The organism is Sinorhizobium sp. 6-70, assembly GCF_030124375.1.
Lineage (GTDB): Bacteria > Pseudomonadota > Alphaproteobacteria > Rhizobiales > Rhizobiaceae > Sinorhizobium.
The window spans coordinates 19,932-40,778 of sequence record NZ_JASKLS010000019.1; the positions used below are offsets into that span (position 1 = coordinate 19,932).

Sequence of the window (20,847 nt, forward strand, 5' to 3'; positions counted from 1 at the left end):
GGCCACTATGAAAACGCACGGCTTTCTCGGTAGCGGGCATGTCTGTTCCGTCACAGGGCAAGCAGATAGGCAACCAGCGCATCCTTTTCTTGCTGCATTAGCTTTGTTCCCAGAACCAGATTAAAGAACTCGACCGTGTCGGCGAGTGTCATCAGCCGCCCATCGTGCAAATAGGGTGGCGAGTCCTTGATACCGCGCAGTGTGAAGGTCTTGATCGGGCCATCCGGTAACATCACGAGATCGTTGGCGCTCTGGCCGGTCTTATAGAAGCGCTCGAGCTTGAGGTCGTGCATGTTGTCCATGAAGGCAGTCTGCGGGACGTGGCAAAGGGCGCAGCCACCCTTGCCCATAAACACCCGTTCGCCCTCCAATTCCTTCTCGCTCGCCCGGCTTGGATCGAGGCGTCCGGACACGTCGAGCTTGGGCGCGGGCGGGAAGTCGATCATGTTCTGCATCTGAGCCATCATTGAAACCTGGCTCGCACGATCGAGTAGGTTCACGCCCTTTCTAGCGGCGCTCACATGGTCGCCGTTGAAGTAGGCGGTGCGCTGCTCGAACTCAGTAAAGTCTTCGATCGACCGCAGCGACCGTTTCGAACCATGAATCTGCTGATTGAACAGCCCGCGCAGGCTGGTCGTCTCGAGGCGAAACCGCTGCGCCTGTGGCCGGACGTCGGGGGTCAGGTGGAAGGCGGCGTTCGTATGGAAGTTCGAATGGCAGTCCAGGCAGGCGACGCCCAGGCTCTCTTCGGCAGCTTTGCGGTCCTCGGTTTCGTTGAACTCTTCTTGCGGAAACGGGGTTAGCAGAAGTCGAAGCCCGTCCATCTGCACCGGCGTGATGATGCCGCTCATGGTCTCATTGAAGTTCCGGATCGTCAGAAGCTCGCCCCGCGAAACATCACCGAGTTCCGGGTGCGAGGTTAGAAAGATTGGCGGCGGGAACTCCGGCGTCAGGTGATCGGGGAGGTCGAAGTCGACATCGAAACGCCTGAGATCCCTGCCTTCCTGGCGGCCCATTTCATTAATCTGCACCTCAGGAAAGACTTGACCGCCAATTGCGTGCTTTACATGCGGCAGCGGCATAAAGCCGGCCGGCAGTAGTCCCTGCTCTCTGATCTCGTCAGGGCTCTTCTCGGCCAAAGCGCCCCAGCTTACACCTTTCGGAAGTTTGACGCGAACGCCAGCCTGAACCGCCTTCCGACGACCGGACATCACCACACCTTGCACGGGACGGTCAGAAAGGTCATATCGCTCCTCAAGCAGGCGCCTCTGACGCTCCATGACGCGCGGCTTCGCACGTTCGTCGAATTGCTTCACTTCGGAAAAGGGGAGGCTCGGAAAGGTTCGATAGATCAGATCAGCGGGCAGCGGGTCAGACGCAGTCGCAAAAGCATGCGCGGAGACTGCAAATGCGATCGCCACACCGATCAGAAAAAGCGACCTAAGCCGGGCCGTGTGCGCCTTTAGGTCGCAGCCCAGGATCAAAATCTTCCGACCGAGATTGGCAAGCGTATGGGCCGTCTTTACCGAGGCGGTGAATGTTCCTATGCCTCTCTTCCAATAGAATGCGATCTGTCGCAGACCTGACATTTTGCCTTCGCTTTCGTTCTCCGATCGCGTTTTCACCACGATGCAGGACGGCAGCTTCATCCGCCGCTGATGCGTGACGTTCAAAACTTGTGCCAACAGAGCAGGAAAATGGATCAGAGATTGTTGTCTTATACTTATCCAGCCGCTTGAACGAGAGCGCAACTGGACGCTAACGAACATCCGCGTGTCACGCACTCGACAAAACCAGACTGTCATTCGAAGGCTGCAGTCAGCATTGCTGTTCTAGTCAGTGCCGAAACGGGCTATATGGCGCACATATTGGCCGCCGAGTTATTTGCTGGGGATATTCATCCCACGCGCGGCAGAAGCAGTTGCAAGCTGGCGCCCTGACAGTCCACAGTACTATCAACTGACCCTGAGTGAGCTCCCCCAGCCGCGACTTAGATTCTTCGGGCAGCGTGGCGGCAGTTAGCTGTCTTTCACAACACGGCCACCTTTGATGATTGTGCGGATGCGCCCGGTATCGGAGAGGATCGACAGATCCTTCAGCGGATCACCGTCGACCACGACCACGTCTCCGAATGCCCCAGGTGTGATGATGCCGACCCTGCCCTCCAACTGCAGGACTCGGGCGGCATCCAGCGTGGCAGCGCGGATCACCTCATGTGCCGGCAGAACCCGCCCGCGCAGCTCAAATTCTCGCGTTGCTCGTGCATACCGCCCAGCAGGTCCGAGCCGTATCCCATTGTTACTCCAGCCTCCCACAAGGTCTCCAATGCCGTGAGGCCCGCAGACAGGACGAAATCGATCTTTTCGAGCGAAGCTGGCGGTATCCCATGTTCGGCGCCCTCGCGCGCCAGCACCGCGTACGTGATGTTAGTGGGAACCACAACTGCGCCCGCCTTGCGTATCCGCTTGGCGGTCGCCGGGGTAATGAGGTTGCCGTGCTCGATCGACCGCACCCCGGCTTCTAGCGCCCGGGAAATCGCTTCGTCGGTGTAGAGATGAGCGGCCACATAAGTGTGCTGGTGCGCCGCTTCCTGGACCGCCGCCTGCAGTTCGGGAAGGCTGAAGGCGAGCGCATCTACAGGGTCGGTCGGCGAGGACACACCGCCGCTGGCCATGACCTTGATGAAGCGCGCCCCGGCCTTCAGCTCCTCTCTGGCCGCCTGTCGCACGTCCGCTTCGCCGTCACAAATGCGACCGAGCGCACCCAACTGGTCAGGATAGTAATCTGCAGGGTGCCGATTGTGCCGGTCCCGATAATCGGCGTGGCCGCCCGTCGGAGAGAGCGTCTTTCCGCAAATGACGAGGCGTGGACCCTCGATAAGACCGCGTTCGACAGCGTCCACCAGCGCGTGATCAGCGCCGCCCAGGTCCCGGACAGTCGTAAAGCCACGGCTCAGCATCCCGCGCATGGTGTTCGCGGCATAGAGCGCGGCGAGCGTGTTTGGCAGCGCAGCGTTGGCGGCGAGGTTTCCTTTCGCGGCGACGACATGCACATGGCAATCGATCAGTCCTGGTAAGACGATGCGCCTCTTCGCATCGAAAATATAGGCGCCCGCCGGTGCCTTCACGCGCTCTCCGACTTCGGCAACGAATCCATCCGCCAGCAGAACATCGACCGGATCCGCGGGACGGTCCGCGGTGCCATCCACGATGGCAGCGTTACGAATAATGATCGCTGAAATCACACGCTCCTATGGTTCTGGTGCTGGATGGAGCGACCGTTTCTGGAACGCCCCTGAAATATCCTTCGCCGCCTCGGTCAATGACGCCACGCTCGCGATACATGCGTTGCCGGTTACTCGTAGCCCGCTGGCGCGCGCGTCCCTCCAGATGTCGAAAACATGATACCGGCTCCCCTAAAGGCCTCGGAATGTCAGCGGCTATGACAAACAGGCGATTCGCAGTTTCAGCCTCCGCACCATGGAAGCATCGACGTTTCCTAGCCGGAGACAGGAATCATCATCATCGGGGCATCAAGCGTCGGCCGACGATCGACATCAGTCATGTCCGGACAACGTTAGCGGAACCACTCCGTAGTTCGAGAATGCGGTAATTCGGTCATCCGATGTTTGCCCCTCCTTCTTCGGGCCACGTCACGAGTGAACTCAAAAGTCGTGCCAACTGCGCAGAGCTTGCCTTCAAGGTTTTGTTGCAAGGTTTTGAGTGAGGCGCACTAACAACTGGCCGAACGCCACGGTGTGGCGACCCAGAAGCCGACAGTGTCGCGTCCTGCTTGATCGTCCCGAAGCGACTGTCGGCGCTTTAGGTGGTGAGCTTTCAGGAGGTTGATCGGGTGGACGCCCCTGACGGCATCGCTGTGCCAAAGCGGTGTCGATACCGGAACATGTATAGATGCCCCCGTTCATGCAAGGCTTTCGTCGAACACTTCGGACGTGTTCGAGTCCGGCGTTGTCTTTCTCGATTATCTGCGTGAGCAAAGGCAAATTGGCAATTCCCTGCGGAGCGATGACCCCATGCTCGGCCAGACGGGCGCACAGTGCGTTGATGAGCTGCGTTCGTTGGCGGACGAACAGGTCCCTGCCGTTTGAATCTCCCTCAGTTTGCGCCGTGACCGATACTGCTTCCGATGGTCGGAACGGGGATTTCGGTGATCAAGCTGCGGGAGATGATGATGATCCTGGATCTACATCGGCAAGGTCTGTCGGTGACAGCGATCGCCAGGCAGGCTGGTATCGATCGCAAGACGGTGCGCAAGTACATCGAGCGCGGGCTGGAGGCTCCGGTCTATGGACCGCGTAAGCCAAGAGCGACGGTGATCGACCCGTTCGCGGCCCATCTTCGCGATCGCGTGCAGACCTATCCCGGCCTGACAGCGCGGCGGCTTTTCCGCGAGATCAAGGATCTCGGCTATTCCGGCGGCTACACCGCGCTGACCATTTCTTGCGCGACATCCGGCCGCCACGATGACGCAAGGCCTGTTTTACGTCGAACTGATGCGCGCCAGCCGGGACGTGTACGATGCTGACCTGAAGCTGTCAGCAGGAAACCTGGGCAATACAGGCAAACGGAAAGGAAACTTGCCGCAAGCTTTTGTGATGGTCGACATAGTGCACCTTCAGCGTGCAGTTGCGATACGTTGCAAGTGTCGATGTCATCTTGGGATCGACCAATACGTCGCTGGCAAAACTGGTGACGTACAGGTCTGGATGCGCGGGAAATTTCGCTCGATAGCTCTGTGTCTTGGCTGGCTCGATCACCGATGCGAACGTCTCAGGGTCGAGCCAGCTTTCGATTTCGAGATTGGGTCGACAGCGATCATCAGGAAATTTTCCCGTGACCGCGGCCTGAACGATCGAAGCCGTCTGGTTCCCATCATTGGTCAAAGAGAACTGAACGCCATCTCCGTCCGCATAGACTACCGCCCCGCTTAGCGATGCGCTTTGGGAGCTGAAATACGACCAAACATAAGTGCCGATGGGAGTGGTAAGTGCAACGAGAGTGCCGATGATACCGACAAGGAGCGAAATCGCTTCCAAGGTGAGGCGGCGGCTAGTGGAACGACTCAATCTGGACTCTACTTCTATACAACATTACTACACGTTATGGGTTAGTCCGCCCCACATCAAGAAATCCTTAATGGAGAAGCAATTCCCGAATAGCTCAGACGCGCGAGAGGTTATCCTCGTCCGCAGTTCATTTCCTTCAAGACCGCAGGTTCAAATCCTTCCTCACAACAAATTTCAACATAACTCGATCGCCATCTTTAGATCTTCTATAAGGGCGCTGACGACGATCTCTTGATCTCTCTGGCGACGCCGGGTGAAGTGAAAATCGCTGATATGTAGGATAGTAAGAAGGTCATTCTCGATCATACAGACGCGCGCCCCGATCGTTTGCCGCACCATCGGTAGTATGAGTCAGCGAAACCTGCAATCGAAGAGCAAAACGGGATAAATGGCGCAGGCACTCATCGCGACCTTGCGCAGATCAAGGAAACGCCGCATATAAATCAGAGGTGTAATCGTGATTAGAACCATGAAGAAGAGATCTGAGACAACGCCAGTAAAGGGCGGGTGGGTTAAGCGTGAAGCTGCCACAGGCCGTTTCATGGAGGTTGTCACGCACAAGGGTGCCGCTAAGGCAAGTTCGAAAACGGAGGCTACGGTAAGGGAAGCTTCGTCCAAGCGCAGTTCGGCGCTGAAGCGCCTGGCAGATCGCTAGCCGTCGGCATCGCACCGGGCCGAAGACTCTCTGATACGATCTGCGCCTTCACCTCGTCCGGCCAGTGCCGGTGAACCTCACGTCCAGACCTCCTGGTCGTGAGAACCTCCAATGTACTCTCCATGGAGAAACTCCCTTCGCTAGTCCATGGAAAGCCGATCACAGATTAGGGCGAAGAGGACAACGTGGGGGTGGAACACCGGTTACCCTGAATTGGCGTTCGATTGTTGATTTGTTCTTGGACGGTCTACCGCGGCCAGTGAGCCTCGACAGCGCAAAGTAAGCCAGCAATCCGAAAAAACTATCGACCAACAGGGCGAGACCCATTTCCTGATTGAGGAAATCTCCAGCGTCGGTCATTACCAACCACGAGGCTCATATCTTCCGACACAGCCATGACATCACGCGCTCTATGCGAAGGTGGACATCCGGAGACTCGCGCTTTTAGACGGCCGTAGCCGGGACGGGTGCAATGATGCCTCTGCGATCCGCACTCGAGCAGTCTCTGGGCATGCGCCAAGGACTTGGATACAAGTACCAGCATCAGCCCGGCGACAACGCTTCCTAGATCCGGCACCCCCATTCGGTCAGCTCTACGTCAGACAAGACCGTTATTATATGGACCGAGTCGGCCTGGCTATCCGCGAGGGCAAACAGCCCATTCCCTCTACATCGGAGGTGGATCATGAGAGGCATTGACGGGCACGGGAATTCGTTCAGGTTGGAATGTGCCAACGAAGATGGAGGCGCCGATGGTTCTCGCGCAGGAGCGGCGCGTGCCGCTGGCGAAGAGACCCGGTTCGATTCTGCTGTGGAGCGGATGCGCTCTGAGCCCCAGGAGTCAGGCGCTTCCCCATCCAGCACCGCGCACCGGTTGGCCGATCCAGCCATCGGCGCGCATCGAATCCTTGGCGCTGCGCTGCGGGGCGTAATGGGTGGAAGCGCTCGTCGTTTCCGCTCCCTGCCGGAATCCAGTTCTTCGCGTTCTGATGAGAAATTGTGTAGTGACGATCCGGCAGTTGGGAGCTCGCAAACAACCTCGCGCCCGCCGCACACCCAATCCGTCTCCGATCGGCGGGGCGGACCAGAAGGGGCGCGCGTGCACGAGCGGCCAGCGGAGGCCGCCCTGGGTTCTGGCTCGCAGCGACCCTACAGATCTTACCGTGGCGCACCAAGTGGCGATGCAGGCTTCTTGCACTCGGGTGACGAGCCCTGGCGCGCCAATCGAGCGGCCGAAAGCTCGCAAAGAACCGCGCCGCCGGTGCATGACCAGCCCGTCTCCGGCCCAGGTGACGTACCAGAAAGATTTAGACGTTCAGATGAACTAAATGCTGCGCTCAGAGAAATCGCCAGAGCTCGCAACATCATTATTTTCTCACGTAAAGTGGTGCATTACGGCAATCATCTGCGGGGGCAGGAGCTTTCAGAATTTTTGCAGAACGCAGCCGCCCATTTCGACGCTCGGTTTGTGGCGCAAATGGAAGCAAATATCCGGTCGTCATGGGGATACGCCACGACTTGCAACGCGGTGAGCCGGGAAGCCGGAGGCGAAGCCGGCATAAGAGCTTGCCGCGCCCTGGCGACCCAAGTATCGCAGCTTGACAAAGCGCTCTTGAAGCAAGTCGATCGCCGGGCCTTTTCCCTTTTCGCATCATCGTTCGGTCGGCATCCCAGGGCAGCGGAATGCCGCGACGGAACGGTCAAGATCGCAGAATTTTGTTGCGATGAACGCGGGATACTTCACGCAGCCGACAGTCAAGATCTGGCACTACTGGTGAACGGCTTCAGCAAGTGGCCGGAAGCGGCCACCTGTCGCGACGCCACAATCGCGATCGCCGGTGAGGTGCGTCATCTTCGGCTCTCCGATTTCTGGCCACAAGAGCTGGCGAACTTGGTGAACGGTTTTAGCAAATGGCCGGAAGCGGCGATGTGTCGCGAGGCCACAGTCGCAATCGCCGATGAGATCCCTCACCGTCGGCTCTCCGAGTTTACGCCGCAGCACCTGGCGAACTTCGTGAACGGTTTCAGCAAGTGGCCGGAAGCGGCGGCCTGTCGCGACGCCACGGTCGCAATCGCGAGTGCAATCCCTCACCGCCAGCTCTCCGATTTTACGCCACAAGAGCTGGCGAACCTGGTGAACGGTTTTAGCAAATGGCCGGAAGCGGCGATGTGTCGCGAGGCCACAGTCGCAATCGCCGATGAGATCCCTCGCCGCCGGCTCTCCGAGTTTTCCCAACAGGCGTTGGCGAACCTGGTGAACGGCTTCAGCAAGTGGCCGGCAGCGGCGGACTGTCGCGACGCCACGGTCGCAATCGCGAGTGCGATCTCCCGCCGCCGGCTCTCCGATTTTACGCCACAAGAGCTGGCGAACCTGATGAATGGTTTCAGCAAGTGGCCGGCAGCGGCGGACTGTCGCGAGGCCGCGGTCGCAATCGCCGGTGAGATCCCTCACCGCCGGCTCTCCGAATTTACACCACAGCACTTGGCGAACCTGGTGAACGGCTTCAGCAAGTGGCCGGCAGCGGCGATGTGTCGCGAGGCCACGTTCGCAATCGCCGGTGCGATCTCCCGCCGCCGGCTCTTCGAATTTACACCGCAGACCCTGGCGAACCTGGTGAATGGTTTCAGCAAGTGGCCGGCAGCGGCGGACTGTCGCGAGGCTACGGTCGCAATCGCCGGTGAGATCCCTCACCGCCGGCTCTCCGATTTTTCCCAGATGGCCCTGGCAGACTTGGTGAACGGTTTCAGCAAGTGGCCGGAAGCGGCGGACTGTCGCGACGCCACGGTCGCAATCGCCGGTGCGATCCTTCGCCGCCGGATCTCCGATTTTATACCGCAGGACCTGGCGAACCTGGTGAACGGTTTCAGCAAGTGGCCGGAAGTCGCGGACTGTCGCGAGGCCACGGTCGCAATCGCCGGTGAGGTGCGTCGTCGCCAGCTCTCCGATTTTACACCGCAGGCCCTGACGAACCTGGTGAACGGTTTCAGCAAGTGGCCGGAAGCGGCGGCCTGTCGCGACGCCACGGTCGCAATCGCCGGTGAGGTGCGTCGTCGCCAGCTCTCCGTTTTTACACCGCAGGCGTTGGCGAACCTGGTGAACGGTTTCAGCAAGTGGCCGGAAGCGGCGGCCTGTCGCGACGCCACGGTCGCAATCGCCGGTGCGGTGCGTCGTCGCCAGCTCTCCGGTTTTAGTCCGCAGGCCTTGACGAACCTGGTGAACGGTTTCAGCAAGTGGCCGGACGAAGTGGAGTGTCAGCAGGCGCTAATAGATGTCGCGCGCGGCCTCGGCACGGGAGACCGGCGCTTCGGTGCTTTTACAACGCCTCAGCTCAGCATGATTGCCCATGCCCTCGGGCGAACTGTCATGAGGGAGCAGGACACCGGACAAATCACAGAGACCGCTCTGCTGAGCGATCGGCTCCATCAGATGGCGCACCATCTTCATTATGCCACTGATCGCCTGGAGCAGACCAATCTGCTGAGTATCGTCAACATTTTCAAGGCCTTGGCAAAGGTCCGGCTGTTCGACGATCTCGGTTTGCTCGCATCGGCAGGGCTAAATCGCCTTACGGAATTGAGCCGCACCCCTGGCTTTGCCACCGAGAACAACCTCGAATCCCTGGGTAATCTGTGCGCAGCTCTGCTGCCGCTGGCCCGCAGCTCGCAGAAGCCGCTGCGCTGGCACCGCAGACAAGCTCTAGGTTTGCTGAACGATCTGCAATCAGTCGTGGAGCAGAAGATCGAGGCGCATCGCGCAGCAAGCGATGCGGAGCGGACCCGTGGACCATTCGCGACCCGCCGTCCCGCGCTGTCGATCTATCAGGTGCTCAAGGCGCGTGCGAGTCTGGAGAATCTGTACCGACGACCGCATGTCGAGGGCAAGAAGTCCGATTTGAGGATGAGGCAGCAAGAGCTGCGTCGTGGGACCCGGGAGATCCTGGCCCACGCGCGCGACCTCATCCAAAGCGATCTTGCCCACATGAGCTGGAATCTGATCGCGCAGATCGAGGCGGATAGTCCGGTCGACGTGCTCGACTCCTTCATGGCTCAGGATGCGGCAAGGATCCAGGCGCAACATTCTGCATCAGTATTCGACGTGCATCAGGTGGTGCGAACCATGGATCACGAGCCTCGACCGCCACAGGGGGAAGCGGGACTGATGCAGTTGCCGGTGGTGGACATGCAGGGGCGGCGAACTGCCACGGAGACCGAGACGCGGTATTCGATATTTCATCGCCTGACCTCGGGAGCGTTGCCGGTGGTTGCGGTACAGCTGCCCGCAAGGCCGAGCGCCTTCATGTTGGCGCGCGCGCCCACTGTCGGGGGTGTGCCGTACCGCATGGACCTGTTCGGCGGAAGCAAGTTAAAGCCACCAAAACCGACCGTGTCGCAGATCGCCGCCCGTGCTTCAGGCGAGCAGCCAACCGCGTCTTCCGGGGGGAAGCTGCTGGCCATTCCCTATGCCGACACCGCCCCAGGCACCGCGTTCGAGCAGCTATCGCGCGCCTGGGCTCCCTTCAAAGAGGCCTATTATTACACGCAGCGCAGGGGGTTTGCAGCGCCACCGGCGATCAAAGATCTCGGGCCTCATGACTACGCGCTGGAGGGCACCTTCAAACTATTGCTGCTGCCGGACCGCCCTGCCACCCAGGCGCATCCCTTCGAGCTGACCGGACCGCAAGGCCCGATTGCCCTGCGCCCCCATGACGGCTGCGGCTTCATCAGGGCCTCGCTGGCCGAGCGCATGCCAGCGGTCCGCCGGGCCGGCCACCGGGACGGCCCCGATCGGGTGCAGGCCTTTGGTGAGGGAAGGCGATTGTCGCTGCCCTCCTCTGCGCTGCACCATTATCCGCGCAGCGCGCAGGTGGCGGATGAGGCGCGCGAGAAGGCCACGAACTGGCTTGAGCGCAGGCAAGGGGAAAAGCTGACGTCCCTGGAACTGTTTCGCATCGTGACGGCCGGACATATCGATGGTCCCGGCGCAGTCGCCGTACCGTCCGATGATGGCTGTCTCCATGTGCCGACGCTCAAGAGCGACACTTTGACGGGAACGGGTGGCGTGCTGCTCGGGCGGTCGCCCTATGACAAGCCCAACTTGCGCCCGTTCGAAGCCGAACGAGTCAGGTCGGCGGGTGATGGCGATTCGACTGCGGCGTTCCTGGATCAGTGCGTGGCCATCCAGTATAGTTTTAATGTCACCCAGAAGTCAGGGGAGGAATTGGCGGCCGACGATCCGACTTTCTTTGCCAAAGGAATTCTGATCGTGGTGCCGGACGAGATGTGGCCGGCCAACTACGCAGGCCGTGGGCTGGTAATGTCTGCCGAGGACGTCAAGTCCCATTCGAGCTGGACCAGGCGCAAGGACCGCGTAACGGAGGACACGCCAGTCGACTGCGTCGGCATCCTCCAGGCGACCGAACTATTCGCCCCGGGCTCGTTGGTTGCCATTCCGATCACCGAACAGAAAAAGCTTGACGGGGACTTCGACGGGGACACGGCCATTATCATCGCCGACCGGCCGCAGCTTTATGAGCATGTCCGGAAGTTCGATCAGGACGAGCAAGCGCGCGGCCTGCGCTCACTCAAGCCGCCAAAGTCGCATACCCCGGCAATTGAGGGCGAGAGCTACCAATTCAGTCGTGCCAACCAAATCCTCGCTGCGACGCAGGATGTCTTGGAAATGTATAGCTGCCTGCAGCGAGACTTTCTGGCTCAATCGCATGACGCCCGACACTGGTTTGCCGAGCGCGCCGTGTTTGGTACCTTCGAAGGCATTCACCACGAGCTCAAGCGAGACATCTATGACCTGTTGAACCAGGAGCAGGTGCGTGGCCAGGATATTCAAGACAAGCTCGAGCGGACGAGGGACGAGATCGAGACCGCAGACCATCCGGTCGCCGGCGAAGTCATCGAGCTGCTCGTTTCCGACCTCCAGGCATGGAAAGAGGTCCTGTCCTACAGGGTTGAAAGCGAGAGCGACCCAACCCTGACGTTGACTCCAGAGCTCTCTGAACTTTTCCCTGACCTGGCGGCAACCTATCCGGCAACGCCTCACCCACGCGACCGCGTCCAGCTCTTGCTGGACCACTATCCTGCGCGCATCGATCCCCGCCCGAATGGTTACGACGCGGACGACCTCCTGCAAAGCGCTAAGAATCTCCTTAGTCTCGGCAGCAAGGTCGGGACCGACGCCTATAAATCCGACACGGGTGCTCGCCTCTTCATGAAGAAGGGCCAAACGCTTCAGCGGCTCCTACAACGGACGCCAGGTCTGAAGTCCGTGCCCTACAGCAAGAGACTGGCGGCGACCCTCAACCAGGGCAGGTTCGATGCCGATGCGGTCCTGGAGGATCTGAAGGACAATCCCACGCTGGCGGCTTCAATCATGGAAGCCTCGACCAAGCTTGCTGTGGAGAAGCAGATCGTGCCCACCGCCTCTGGCCGACAGCCTGCCGCCGACGATTCCGCCATGGCGGTCACGCTGACCCGCTACGAGGCCTCAGAGCGCGCCCAAATGGAGGCTGCCCGCGCCAAGACCGAAGAGGGGGAAATCACCGCAACGGCACTCTGGGTTGCCGGAGCCCTGAGGAAAGCAGACGTCCAGGTGAATATGCCCCATCTCGATCATCGCTTGAAATCAGAAAGCTCCATCAAAGACCAGCTTACCGGCATGAGCGCCAAATCCGGCGGCGCACAGCTGATCAACAACGCCGTCCGCCATGTCTTCGAAGTCCCCGACATGGATTTCACCCGCGCCTTCAAGACCGCCATGCTGGCGTTCGACGAGCGGGGCTATACCGAGGTCAGCACGACCAACTGGTTCAGGATGCGCAATCCGACCTTCGTCGGCATCAAAACCGTGCTCGCCACCCCGGACGATTATCGCTTCGAGGTGGAGTTCCACACGCCAGAGAGTTGCCAGGCCAAGATTGACAATCACGATACCTACAAGGAGTTGGATAAGCTTCGCAGGCAGGCGAGCGGCGATACTCTGGAGCAAGGCAAGGCGGAGGAGCTCACACAGCGCGCCCGAGACGTCTGCAAGGAGGTCACAATCCCCGATGGCGCCGGGAACATCCCCCACTGGGGCAGCGACGGCGCCAGCACAGCGTCGGCATTGCGAGCGGCCGAAAAACCAAGAAGGCCAGAGAGGTCAGCCATTGCAAAGGAGATTGTCGCTGCTCTCGGTCCGCGGCCCATCGTGCTCGTCGGCCTCCCCGGGGCGGGTAAATCCTCTATTGGCCCAGCACTCGCGCGACGACTGGGGCTCACTTTCATCGATTCCGACAAAAAAATCGAGGCAGAGACCGGTATGAAGATTAGCGACATCTTCGATAGCAAAGACAAAGGCGAGGGATGGTTCAGGGATCGTGAGGCTAGCGTGATCGCGGAGCAAATCGAGAAAGGAACCATTGTCCTCGCAACCGGCGGTGGCGCGTTCGAGCGCGAGGAAACCCGGCGCCTGATCCTGGACAAGGCGGTGTCGATCTGGCTCGACACTAATCGGGACGAGATATGGAAGCGCCTTGCAAAGGAAACCAGCCGTCCGTTGCTGCAAGTCGACAACGCGGAGGATAGCTCCGCCGCCGGGAGCTTCAGCAAGTCGGCCACCAAAAAGGAGCGCTTTGACAAAATCGTCGCGCAGCGCACGCCTCACTATCGCCAAGCCGATCTCACGCTCGTTCCGCGCGAGAAGAGAGACAACAAGAACGCAGATGCATGCGTGCGGGCGCTACACACCTATCTTTGCGACCAGGGCGCCCCGAACCAGAGGCGGCCTGGAGATCAATGAGAGGCATATGGCGATCGATACCGCAAACCTACCGGGACGGGAACCTCGTCACGGGCCAGCGTCAGCGACACCAACGTCTGACAATTGGCTCGCTTCCCCAGCATCGACGCATATTGTGGCGCGACCCGACGGAACGGTCGCCCTTCTTCGGCAGACCGGTGTCGTCGATCACCAGAAACGCATCTGAAGCCCCGACAATCTTGTCCGCCTGCACTGCCAACTCCGCCTCAAGCGGATCGGCATACCAAATGCCATCCGGGATGAAATGATGCCGGCGATCGTAATGCACGGGCGCAACGCGTTCGGCCATCGGCTCGATGCTCTTGCGATCACCCGGCCCGATCAGACCGGCAATATAAACCGGGCACATCTGCCGCCGCTTCTTCTCTGTCTCAGCTCGACGACAATGCGCTAAAGAACATTGCCAAAGAACTTTTTCCGGGTAACAGAAATTTGGCCGGTGCGATGGCCAACCTGAAGAGGTATCGGGAGGGCATCCCGACTGGTGCTCGTAAGCGGTATGAAGTCGCTTCCGGCGATGAGGAGCTCATCCAGTTGGCGGCTAATGCTGCTCGCGAGGAGCGATCAAGCAGCATCCTAAAGCAAATCCGCGGCGGGTTCTCATCGGAAACCGTAGGCAAGATCAGTAGCGCTCTCCGCAGGCTATCTGAAAGGCTTGAAAGCCGTTACAACTTATCCCTCTCCGGGCTCAGTGACGATGCGCTGAAGGATTATGCTCAGACGCTGTGTCCCGGTGACTACAAGGTCACCTCGGGACTGCACATGCTTAAGAAGTACCGGGACCGTCTTGGAGAGGGTACGTCGCGTGCAGCGGAGGCCAGCACCAGCCAGCCGGTGCATCAGTCAGCTGCGTCGCCAGTGCGGGAGTCATCTCCCTCGAGGGTATCGAGTTACGATCAAGACCAGCTTTGGGACGCGGCCGAGGTGGCGACGCATGGCGCCTCTCCGAGGCTCAGTTACGATTCGCCCGGCTTTTGGGCTGTGGTGGATGCAATGAATCAACCGCCGGTTCACAGTTGGGGAAACTCGTCGAGCTTTTGGCGTCGAATGGACGCGCCTTCGCCCGCGCCAAGTGTGAATCAACCAAGTCCTTACTGGGAGCAAGCCGCCGAGGGAGCAATCTTTGGAGCGCCGTACATGCCTTATGCGCCGCCTCCACCCCCGGATCTGGCCCGATATATTCCGGCGGACTGGGAGCACGGCAACCAACGCGCTACCGAGAACCTCATGCGCGGGATGCACTACTGGAACGTGCTACCGAGCCAGTCCCGGCCGCAGACGAATTTCACCGTTAATGGCGTGCCCTACACGGCGACTATGGGGCCCTCAGGTAGGCCAAACGACATTCGCGTCGCCCTAAGCTAGCTGTGGAATCGCAGTTGTCACCGGTTGGGCCGAGCGGCTGACGGTCGGTCTGGAGCCGATAGTGCCCATGAGGCCAATGCCAATTATAGCGGTGAGCCGTCGCAGCAGTTCGGCGGCTCGCTCGTCTGAGGTGTGTAGGCGCGGGCATAGGCCCTCTCGCGTAGGCTGTTCTGGATGAAGCCGCTCAGCCTTGCCGGTGGTTTTGGGCGTATAGGGTCTGGTGAAGTCTGGCGCAGCCCGGCGCGTTTGCTGGTGCTTGGAAGCTATCTGATCGGTGGCAAACTCGTCTCGTCGATGTTGACTGATGCCGTGGCCGGGGAGATTCGCCCAGCTGCGGCGGAGCTATTTCTCCGTATCCCGGTCAGGCCACGAACGAAGGAAGCCCCGCAGGTCGGTCAAAATCCCCCGGGTATGGTCACTTGAAAATCACCTGATGATCACCGGCAATGCCACTGAACAGCGGTAGCCGGTAAGGCGTTTATTTTCGCCCCTTTCGTACAGCGAGGGGATCGGGAGTTGAACGTCTTGAAGGCACATCTGCAAAGCACCATACTGACATTACTCGATCGCAACACAGCCAGCGCGAGATTCAATGGCTGACGGGCGTCGATCGCAAAACGATACGTCGTTACCGGGCGCAGCGGGCCGGTACGGAGGCAAATTCCCCCACCCGACCACCGGCTTTGGGAGTGTCGGAAGCGACGCTCACCAGCAGCCTGGTCCGCTCGGCCTGCGAACCGCATCGCTCGTGGATCGAAGAGCAGGTCCACCTGAAGAGCAATGCGCAGCCGATTTACCAGGAGCTGGTCGATCAATTTGGCTTTCCGTCCAACTACCAGAGCGTCAAGCGATTTGTGCGCCCGTTGCGACACAAGGATCCCGAGCAGTTTGATCGTCTTGAGTTCCTCCTCTGCAATAGGCTCAGGTCGACTATGGCGAGGGCGCGCTGACGATCGATCCCAAGAGCGGCCGGTATCGTCGTCCCCGTCTGTTCGTGATGACGCTACGCCATTCGCGCCGCAGCTTCCGACGCGTCGTCCGGCAATCCAGCCGGCAGGTCTGGCAGCTTCGCCATCACTTATCGTGCAAACGGGTGAGGCGCTGCCATCGGTCCCCCCGAAAATAGCTGAAGCGCCAACGACCTCGGCTTCTCTCGGACGGGACCGAACGTACATCTTGTTGAAAGCTGCCGGCAAGCCGAAGCGGAATGCCGCTTCAGGCTTTGCTAGAAGTCCATCCCACCGCCCGGAGGCATCGCCGGCGGAGCTTCCTTCTTGGGCTTCTCGGCGATCATCGCTTCGGTGGTGACCAGCAGGCCGGCAATCGAGGCCGCATCCTGAAGCGCGGTACGGACGACCTTGGCCGGGTCGATCACGCCCATTGAGAAGAGGTCGCCGAATTCGCCAGTCTGGGCGTTCCAACCATAGGAGAGCTCCGCCTTCTCGCGCAGCTTGCCCACGATGATCGAGCCTTCCGCACCGGCGTTCTCGGCGATCTGCCGTACCGGAGCCTCGATGGCGCGGCGGACGATGTCGACACCGACCCGCTGATCGTCGTTGGCGGTCTGCACGCCATCAAGGGCCTTGACTGCACGCAACAGTGCTACGCCGCCGCCCGGCACGATGCCCTCCTCGACTGCAGCACGCGTTGCATGAAGCGCATCGTCGACGCGGTCCTTGCGTTCCTTCACCTCGACTTCCGTCGAGCCGCCGACGCGGATGACTGCGACACCCCCGGCGAGCTTGGCAAGGCGCTCCTGCAGCTTCTCGCGATCATAGTCGGATGTCGTCTCTTCAATCTGCGCCTTGATCTGCGCGATGCGCCCATCGATGTCCGCTTTCGTGCCGGCGCCGTTGATGATCGTGGTGTTCTCCTTCTCGATCGAGACCTTCTTTGCACGGCCGAGCATGTCGAGCGTGACGTTTTCCAGCTTGATGCCGAGGTCTTCGGAGATCACGGTCCCCGTCGTCAAGATTGCGATATCCTCGAGCATGGCCTTACGCCGGTCCCCGAAACCAGGAGCCTTGACGGCTGCGACTTTTAGTCCGCCGCGCAGCTTGTTGACGACAAGCGTGGCGAGTGCTTCGCCTTCGACGTCCTCGGCGATGATAAGAAGCGGCTTACCCGATTGCACGACGGATTCCAGAACCGGCAGCATGGCCTGCAGGTTGGAGAGCTTCTTTTCATGGATCAAGATATAGGGATCCTCGAACTCCGCCCGCATCTTGTCCTGGTTCGTTATGAAGTAAGGCGAGATGTAACCCCGGTCGAACTGCATTCCTTCGACCACCTCGAGTTCCGTCTCCGCGGTCTTGGCTTCCTCGACCGTGATCACGCCGTCATTGCCGACCTTCTCCATCGCCTCGGCGAGGTAGCGGCCGATCTCCGCGTCACCATTGGCCGAGATGGTGCCGACCTGGGCAATTTCTTCATTCTTGGAAACGTCGCGCGCATTGGCTTTCAACTCGGCGACGAGCGAATCAACGGCGAGATCAATGCCTCGTTTCAAATCCATTGGGTTCATGCCAGAGGCAACGGCCTTGGCGCCTTCCCTGACGATCGCCTGGGCGAGCACCGTCGCGGTGGTGGTGCCGTCACCGGCAATGTCGCTCGTTTTCGACGCAACCTCGCGCAGCATCTGCGCGCCCATGTTCTCGAACTTGTCTTCGAGCTCGATCTCCTTCGCCACCGTAACGCCGTCCTTGGTGATGCGTGGCGCGCCGAAGGACTTGTCAATGACGACATTGCGGCCCTTAGGGCCAAGTGTCACTTTGACGGCGTTGGCAAGGGTATCGACGCCGCGCAGCATGCGTTCGCGGGCATCGGAATGGAATCTTACTTCTTTGACAGGCATGGTTCACTCCTTGGCTGAACTTTGGTCGGTCGCACGCTCTCAAGCGACTTTCTTATCGGCGCCCAAATCTTCGATCACCCCGAGCACGTCGCCTTCCTTCAGGATTAGCAAGTCCTCGCCATCGATCTTGATCTCCGTGCCTGACCATTTCCCGAAGAGCACGCGATCTCCTGCCTTGACGTCGAGCGCCACGAGTTGACCCTGCTCATTGCGAGCGCCCGGACCGACTGCGATCACTTCGCCTTCCTGCGGTTTCTCCTTGGCCGTGTCTGGGATGATGATGCCGGCTTTGGTTTTCTCTTCGGACGAGACGCGGCGGATGAGAATGCGATCGTGGAGTGGTTGAAACTTCATGCCTTCCTCCTGGGTAAACGGATCGATAAATGCCCTTTGGCGGACCGATGCACTCCGGACAGGCGCCCGTTCCGGCAACTGGCAGTAGTTGATCTGGTTTGTCGAAAATTGAATTCAAGAGGAGGCGACAAATATTTTAGCACTCCCCGGTGGAGAGTGCTAAACGGATTCCGCTAGCGCCGAGTGACGGATGGCGTACGCGGATGACGACAGGCGCGCAAGCTGGGCCCGCGTCCCTGACTGTACCGCGACAACAGCTTAACCGAAGTGCGCCGGCCCCACGCTTCGGCAACAGTCTTCTCCGGCAAACGCCGAAAATCCGACGTCAAGAGATTTCGAAAGCGGAGCGCAATACCATTTTCATGGAAGCCTGGCGATGACGAGGCGCACTTGTTGCGAGCAGCGCCTCATCCGCACGAGGGCTATTGAACGACGAGATCAAATCCAGGAGCCTCCAGAGTTTCCGGGGCACGTGCCAAACCCATACGGGACGCCTCCTGTACTAACATCTCGCGCATCCACAGGCTTGCCGGATCACTGTCGTGAAGGGCGGGCCACTGAACGGCCTCGGTGAATGGGGGAAGTGGCAGCGGAAGTTCGACGATCTCAAGAGGAATTGTCTTTGCGAAATGCTGCGCGAGCCGTAAGGGCATGGTTCCAATGCGCTCGGTCCCCACCAGCATGGGCGGAATCATGCTGAAACCCTGTACGACGACCTCAACATGTCTCTTGAAGCCGTGCTCGAGCAGATACCAATCCTCGAGAGAAGGCGTTCGGGTGTTCCCGAATTTGACCGCAACATGCCCCATCGACATGTATCTCTCGAATGTAAGTGGCTCTGAGAGCTGCTTGTTCGAGCGGCAGCCGACGCACACAAATTTATCCTCAAACAGTGCTGCGCGAGGATGCACAGACATGAATACTTCCGGCATAATCACAAAATCGACATCGCCGCGCCGGAGTAGCTCCTCGAAGTCGTCGGCAAGTGGCAGACAATCAAAGCTGACGCCGGGAGCTTCTTGCGCCGCACGCTCCACGATCTTTTCAAAAAAGACGAGGGTGACGTAATCGGAAAGACCGATTTTGAAACGGCGATCCGATTGGGCCGGGTTAAACGGCTCCCAGGAAACAATGGAGAGCTGGATGTGCAGCAGAGCCTCGCGCACCTTGGACGCGAGCCCTTCCGCACGCGGTGTTGGAATAAACTCGCGGCCAGCCATCGTAAATAGCTCGTCGCGGAAATACGAGCGCAACCGGGCGACGGCCGCGCTCATGGCCGGCTGACTGAGATTGATGCTGCGGGCCGCCGCCGTGAGGTTCCGCTCGGTCATCAGAGCATCGAGCGCGACGAGGAGATTTAGATCAAGGCCCTTGAACCGCATATCTTCATCTATCCATAACGTGGATGTATGCCATCCCTAACTGCCAGCATTCTTAATTAGTAATATAAATTGTCCGGAATCAAGGCGCCTACCGGGAGACTTTCGTAGGGGGTCAGCCGACGCGGTCGGATGACCGTTTCCCGGTTCGTATGCGGTCCAGCACTTGCAGCGGGTCCCGACAAAGCGCTCACAATGGGATGCACAGCACGGTCTGAGAGACGTTGCTTGAACCTGCGCCTACGCCGGCCTTATCGCTAGCTCACGCGTGGCCGAGTTGACCGCCGGGATTATCTTGTCTCCCCAAAGCTCGATTTGCCGGAGCATCGTCTTCTGGTCGAAATCGCCCAGTTGCGTCTGAATGGCGATCTGAGACGGTTTCAGCACACTAATTTCTTCCAGCAGGCGATCGATCACCCGATTTACACTGCCGATCGGCAGGTTCTCGCGCATGCTCTCGAACGAAAGGTCCTGTTGCGTCGGGGTTTCCTCAAGCAGATACCCGTCCTGGCTCTGCTGGCGGCGCTGATGCAACGCTTCAGATAGCCGTCGCTGGAAGCGGGCGTTGTCGAGATAGCTGTTGATCTCCGCCTCGTGGTCACTGGCATAGCAGCAGCGCAGCAGTGATATCTTGGCGTCCGTGACATTCTTACTTTCGGAGGCCGCTGCGTTCTCGATGCTTACGCGCCGCGCGCCTAAAGCATCCAAGCCGTCGTGAAATGCTGTGACGAACAGATTATGGCCCTCGCGATAGGCCCTCCTCATGCGGCGCTCCGACCCGGCCGCAATCCAGATCGGCGGTGTCGGCTTCTGGATGGCGCGCACTGAAATCGCGGTGGGAGGTATCTTCTCATACTGGCCGTCGTGCTCGAAGATCTCCTGGTTGAGCCCCTTGAGGAGGATATCGAGGTATTCCGAAAACACGGTTGGCGCCTCATCGACATCAACGCCGAAGCGCTCGAACTCGAACTGCTGGTACCCCGAGCCGACCCCGAGCTCAAGCCGGCCGCTCGAAACGACATCGGCCAAGCCGATCTCGGAAAGCAGGCGCGGCGGTTGATAGAGCGGTAGCACACAGACGCCGGTGCCAAGCCGAATGGTGCTCGTCAGGGCTGCGCAGTGCGCTACCATCATCAGGGGCGATGGAACCAGGCTGTAATTGTTGAAGTGGTGCTCGGCAAACCACGCGGCGTTGAAGCCAGCTTGTTCCGAAACGACTGCCTGTTCGATTGAGTTGCGGATGACGGTATCGGACGATTGATGATAACCGCGCTGGGCGGCAAGGATGAATGTCGCGAATTCCATGGCAATTCCTTCGGTTGCGGAGAGGGTTATCCATCG

General features: G+C 59.7%; 7 protein-coding genes and 6 pseudogenes. 3 read left to right on the forward strand and 10 right to left on the reverse strand.

Annotated elements, in window-relative coordinates:
- Positions 1–50: 50 nt before the first annotated feature.
- The 3 genes and pseudogenes from QN222_RS26900 to QN222_RS26910 form a co-directional block, all read right to left on the reverse strand.
- On the reverse strand, positions 51–1,430 hold the full coding sequence (locus tag QN222_RS26900; RefSeq protein WP_283964736.1) for a cytochrome B6: 1,380 nt from the start codon (positions 1,428–1,430) through the stop codon (positions 51–53).
- Positions 1,431–1,454: 24 nt separating this feature from the next.
- Positions 1,455–1,805 (reverse strand): annotated as a pseudogene (locus QN222_RS30340) (hypothetical protein); the annotation flags it as partial.
- A gap of 213 nt (positions 1,806–2,018) precedes the next feature.
- Positions 2,019–3,241: pseudogene (locus tag QN222_RS26910) on the reverse strand (amidohydrolase family protein).
- Positions 3,242–4,167: 926 nt separating this feature from the next.
- Between QN222_RS26910 and QN222_RS26915 the strand changes: the two are divergent.
- A pseudogene (locus QN222_RS26915) lies at positions 4,168–4,452 on the forward strand (helix-turn-helix domain-containing protein); the annotation flags it as partial.
- Between the two features lie 103 nt (positions 4,453–4,555).
- Here the strand turns inward: QN222_RS26915 and QN222_RS26920 are convergent.
- Entirely contained in the window at positions 4,556–5,086 is a 531-nt protein-coding gene (locus tag QN222_RS26920) for a hypothetical protein (RefSeq protein WP_283965928.1), read from the reverse strand.
- A 1,847-nt stretch (positions 5,087–6,933) separates the two neighbouring features.
- On the opposite strand from QN222_RS26920, the gene xopAD reads away from it, so the two are divergent.
- Positions 6,934–13,533: a XopAD/skwp family type III secretion system effector gene (gene xopAD / locus QN222_RS26925; RefSeq protein ID WP_284005667.1), complete on the forward strand. Its 6,600-nt coding sequence runs from the start codon at positions 6,934–6,936 to the stop codon at positions 13,531–13,533.
- 20 nt (positions 13,534–13,553) lie between these two features.
- On the opposite strand, the pseudogene QN222_RS26930 reads toward xopAD, so the two are convergent.
- Both QN222_RS26930 and QN222_RS26935 read right to left on the reverse strand, forming a co-directional pair.
- Positions 13,554–13,918, reverse strand: a pseudogene (locus tag QN222_RS26930) (transposase); the annotation flags it as partial.
- A 1,065-nt stretch (positions 13,919–14,983) separates the two neighbouring features.
- Positions 14,984–15,141, reverse strand: a pseudogene (locus QN222_RS26935) (integrase core domain-containing protein); the annotation flags it as partial.
- 258 nt (positions 15,142–15,399) lie between these two features.
- On the opposite strand from QN222_RS26935, the pseudogene QN222_RS26940 reads away from it, so the two are divergent.
- A pseudogene (locus tag QN222_RS26940) lies at positions 15,400–15,982 on the forward strand (IS21 family transposase); the annotation flags it as partial.
- Positions 15,983–16,144: 162 nt separating this feature from the next.
- On the opposite strand, the gene groL reads toward QN222_RS26940, so the two are convergent.
- From groL to QN222_RS26960, 4 genes are all read right to left on the reverse strand, one after another.
- Positions 16,145–17,773, reverse strand: coding sequence for a chaperonin GroEL (gene groL, locus QN222_RS26945; protein ID WP_283965543.1), 1,629 nt, complete (start codon positions 17,771–17,773; stop codon positions 16,145–16,147).
- A 39-nt stretch (positions 17,774–17,812) separates the two neighbouring features.
- Positions 17,813–18,127: a co-chaperone GroES gene (gene groES / locus QN222_RS26950; protein WP_283965542.1), complete on the reverse strand. Its 315-nt coding sequence runs from the start codon at positions 18,125–18,127 to the stop codon at positions 17,813–17,815.
- Positions 18,128–18,549: 422 nt separating this feature from the next.
- Positions 18,550–19,509 carry a transcriptional regulator NodD2 gene (gene nodD2 / locus QN222_RS26955; RefSeq protein ID WP_283965541.1) on the reverse strand — a complete coding sequence of 320 codons (960 nt, stop codon included), beginning with the start codon at positions 19,507–19,509 and terminating at the stop codon, positions 18,550–18,552.
- Between the two features lie 237 nt (positions 19,510–19,746).
- Positions 19,747–20,811, reverse strand: a complete 1,065-nt coding sequence (locus QN222_RS26960; protein ID WP_283965540.1) for an LLM class flavin-dependent oxidoreductase — start codon at positions 20,809–20,811, stop codon at positions 19,747–19,749.
- Positions 20,812–20,847: the final 36 nt, after the last annotated feature.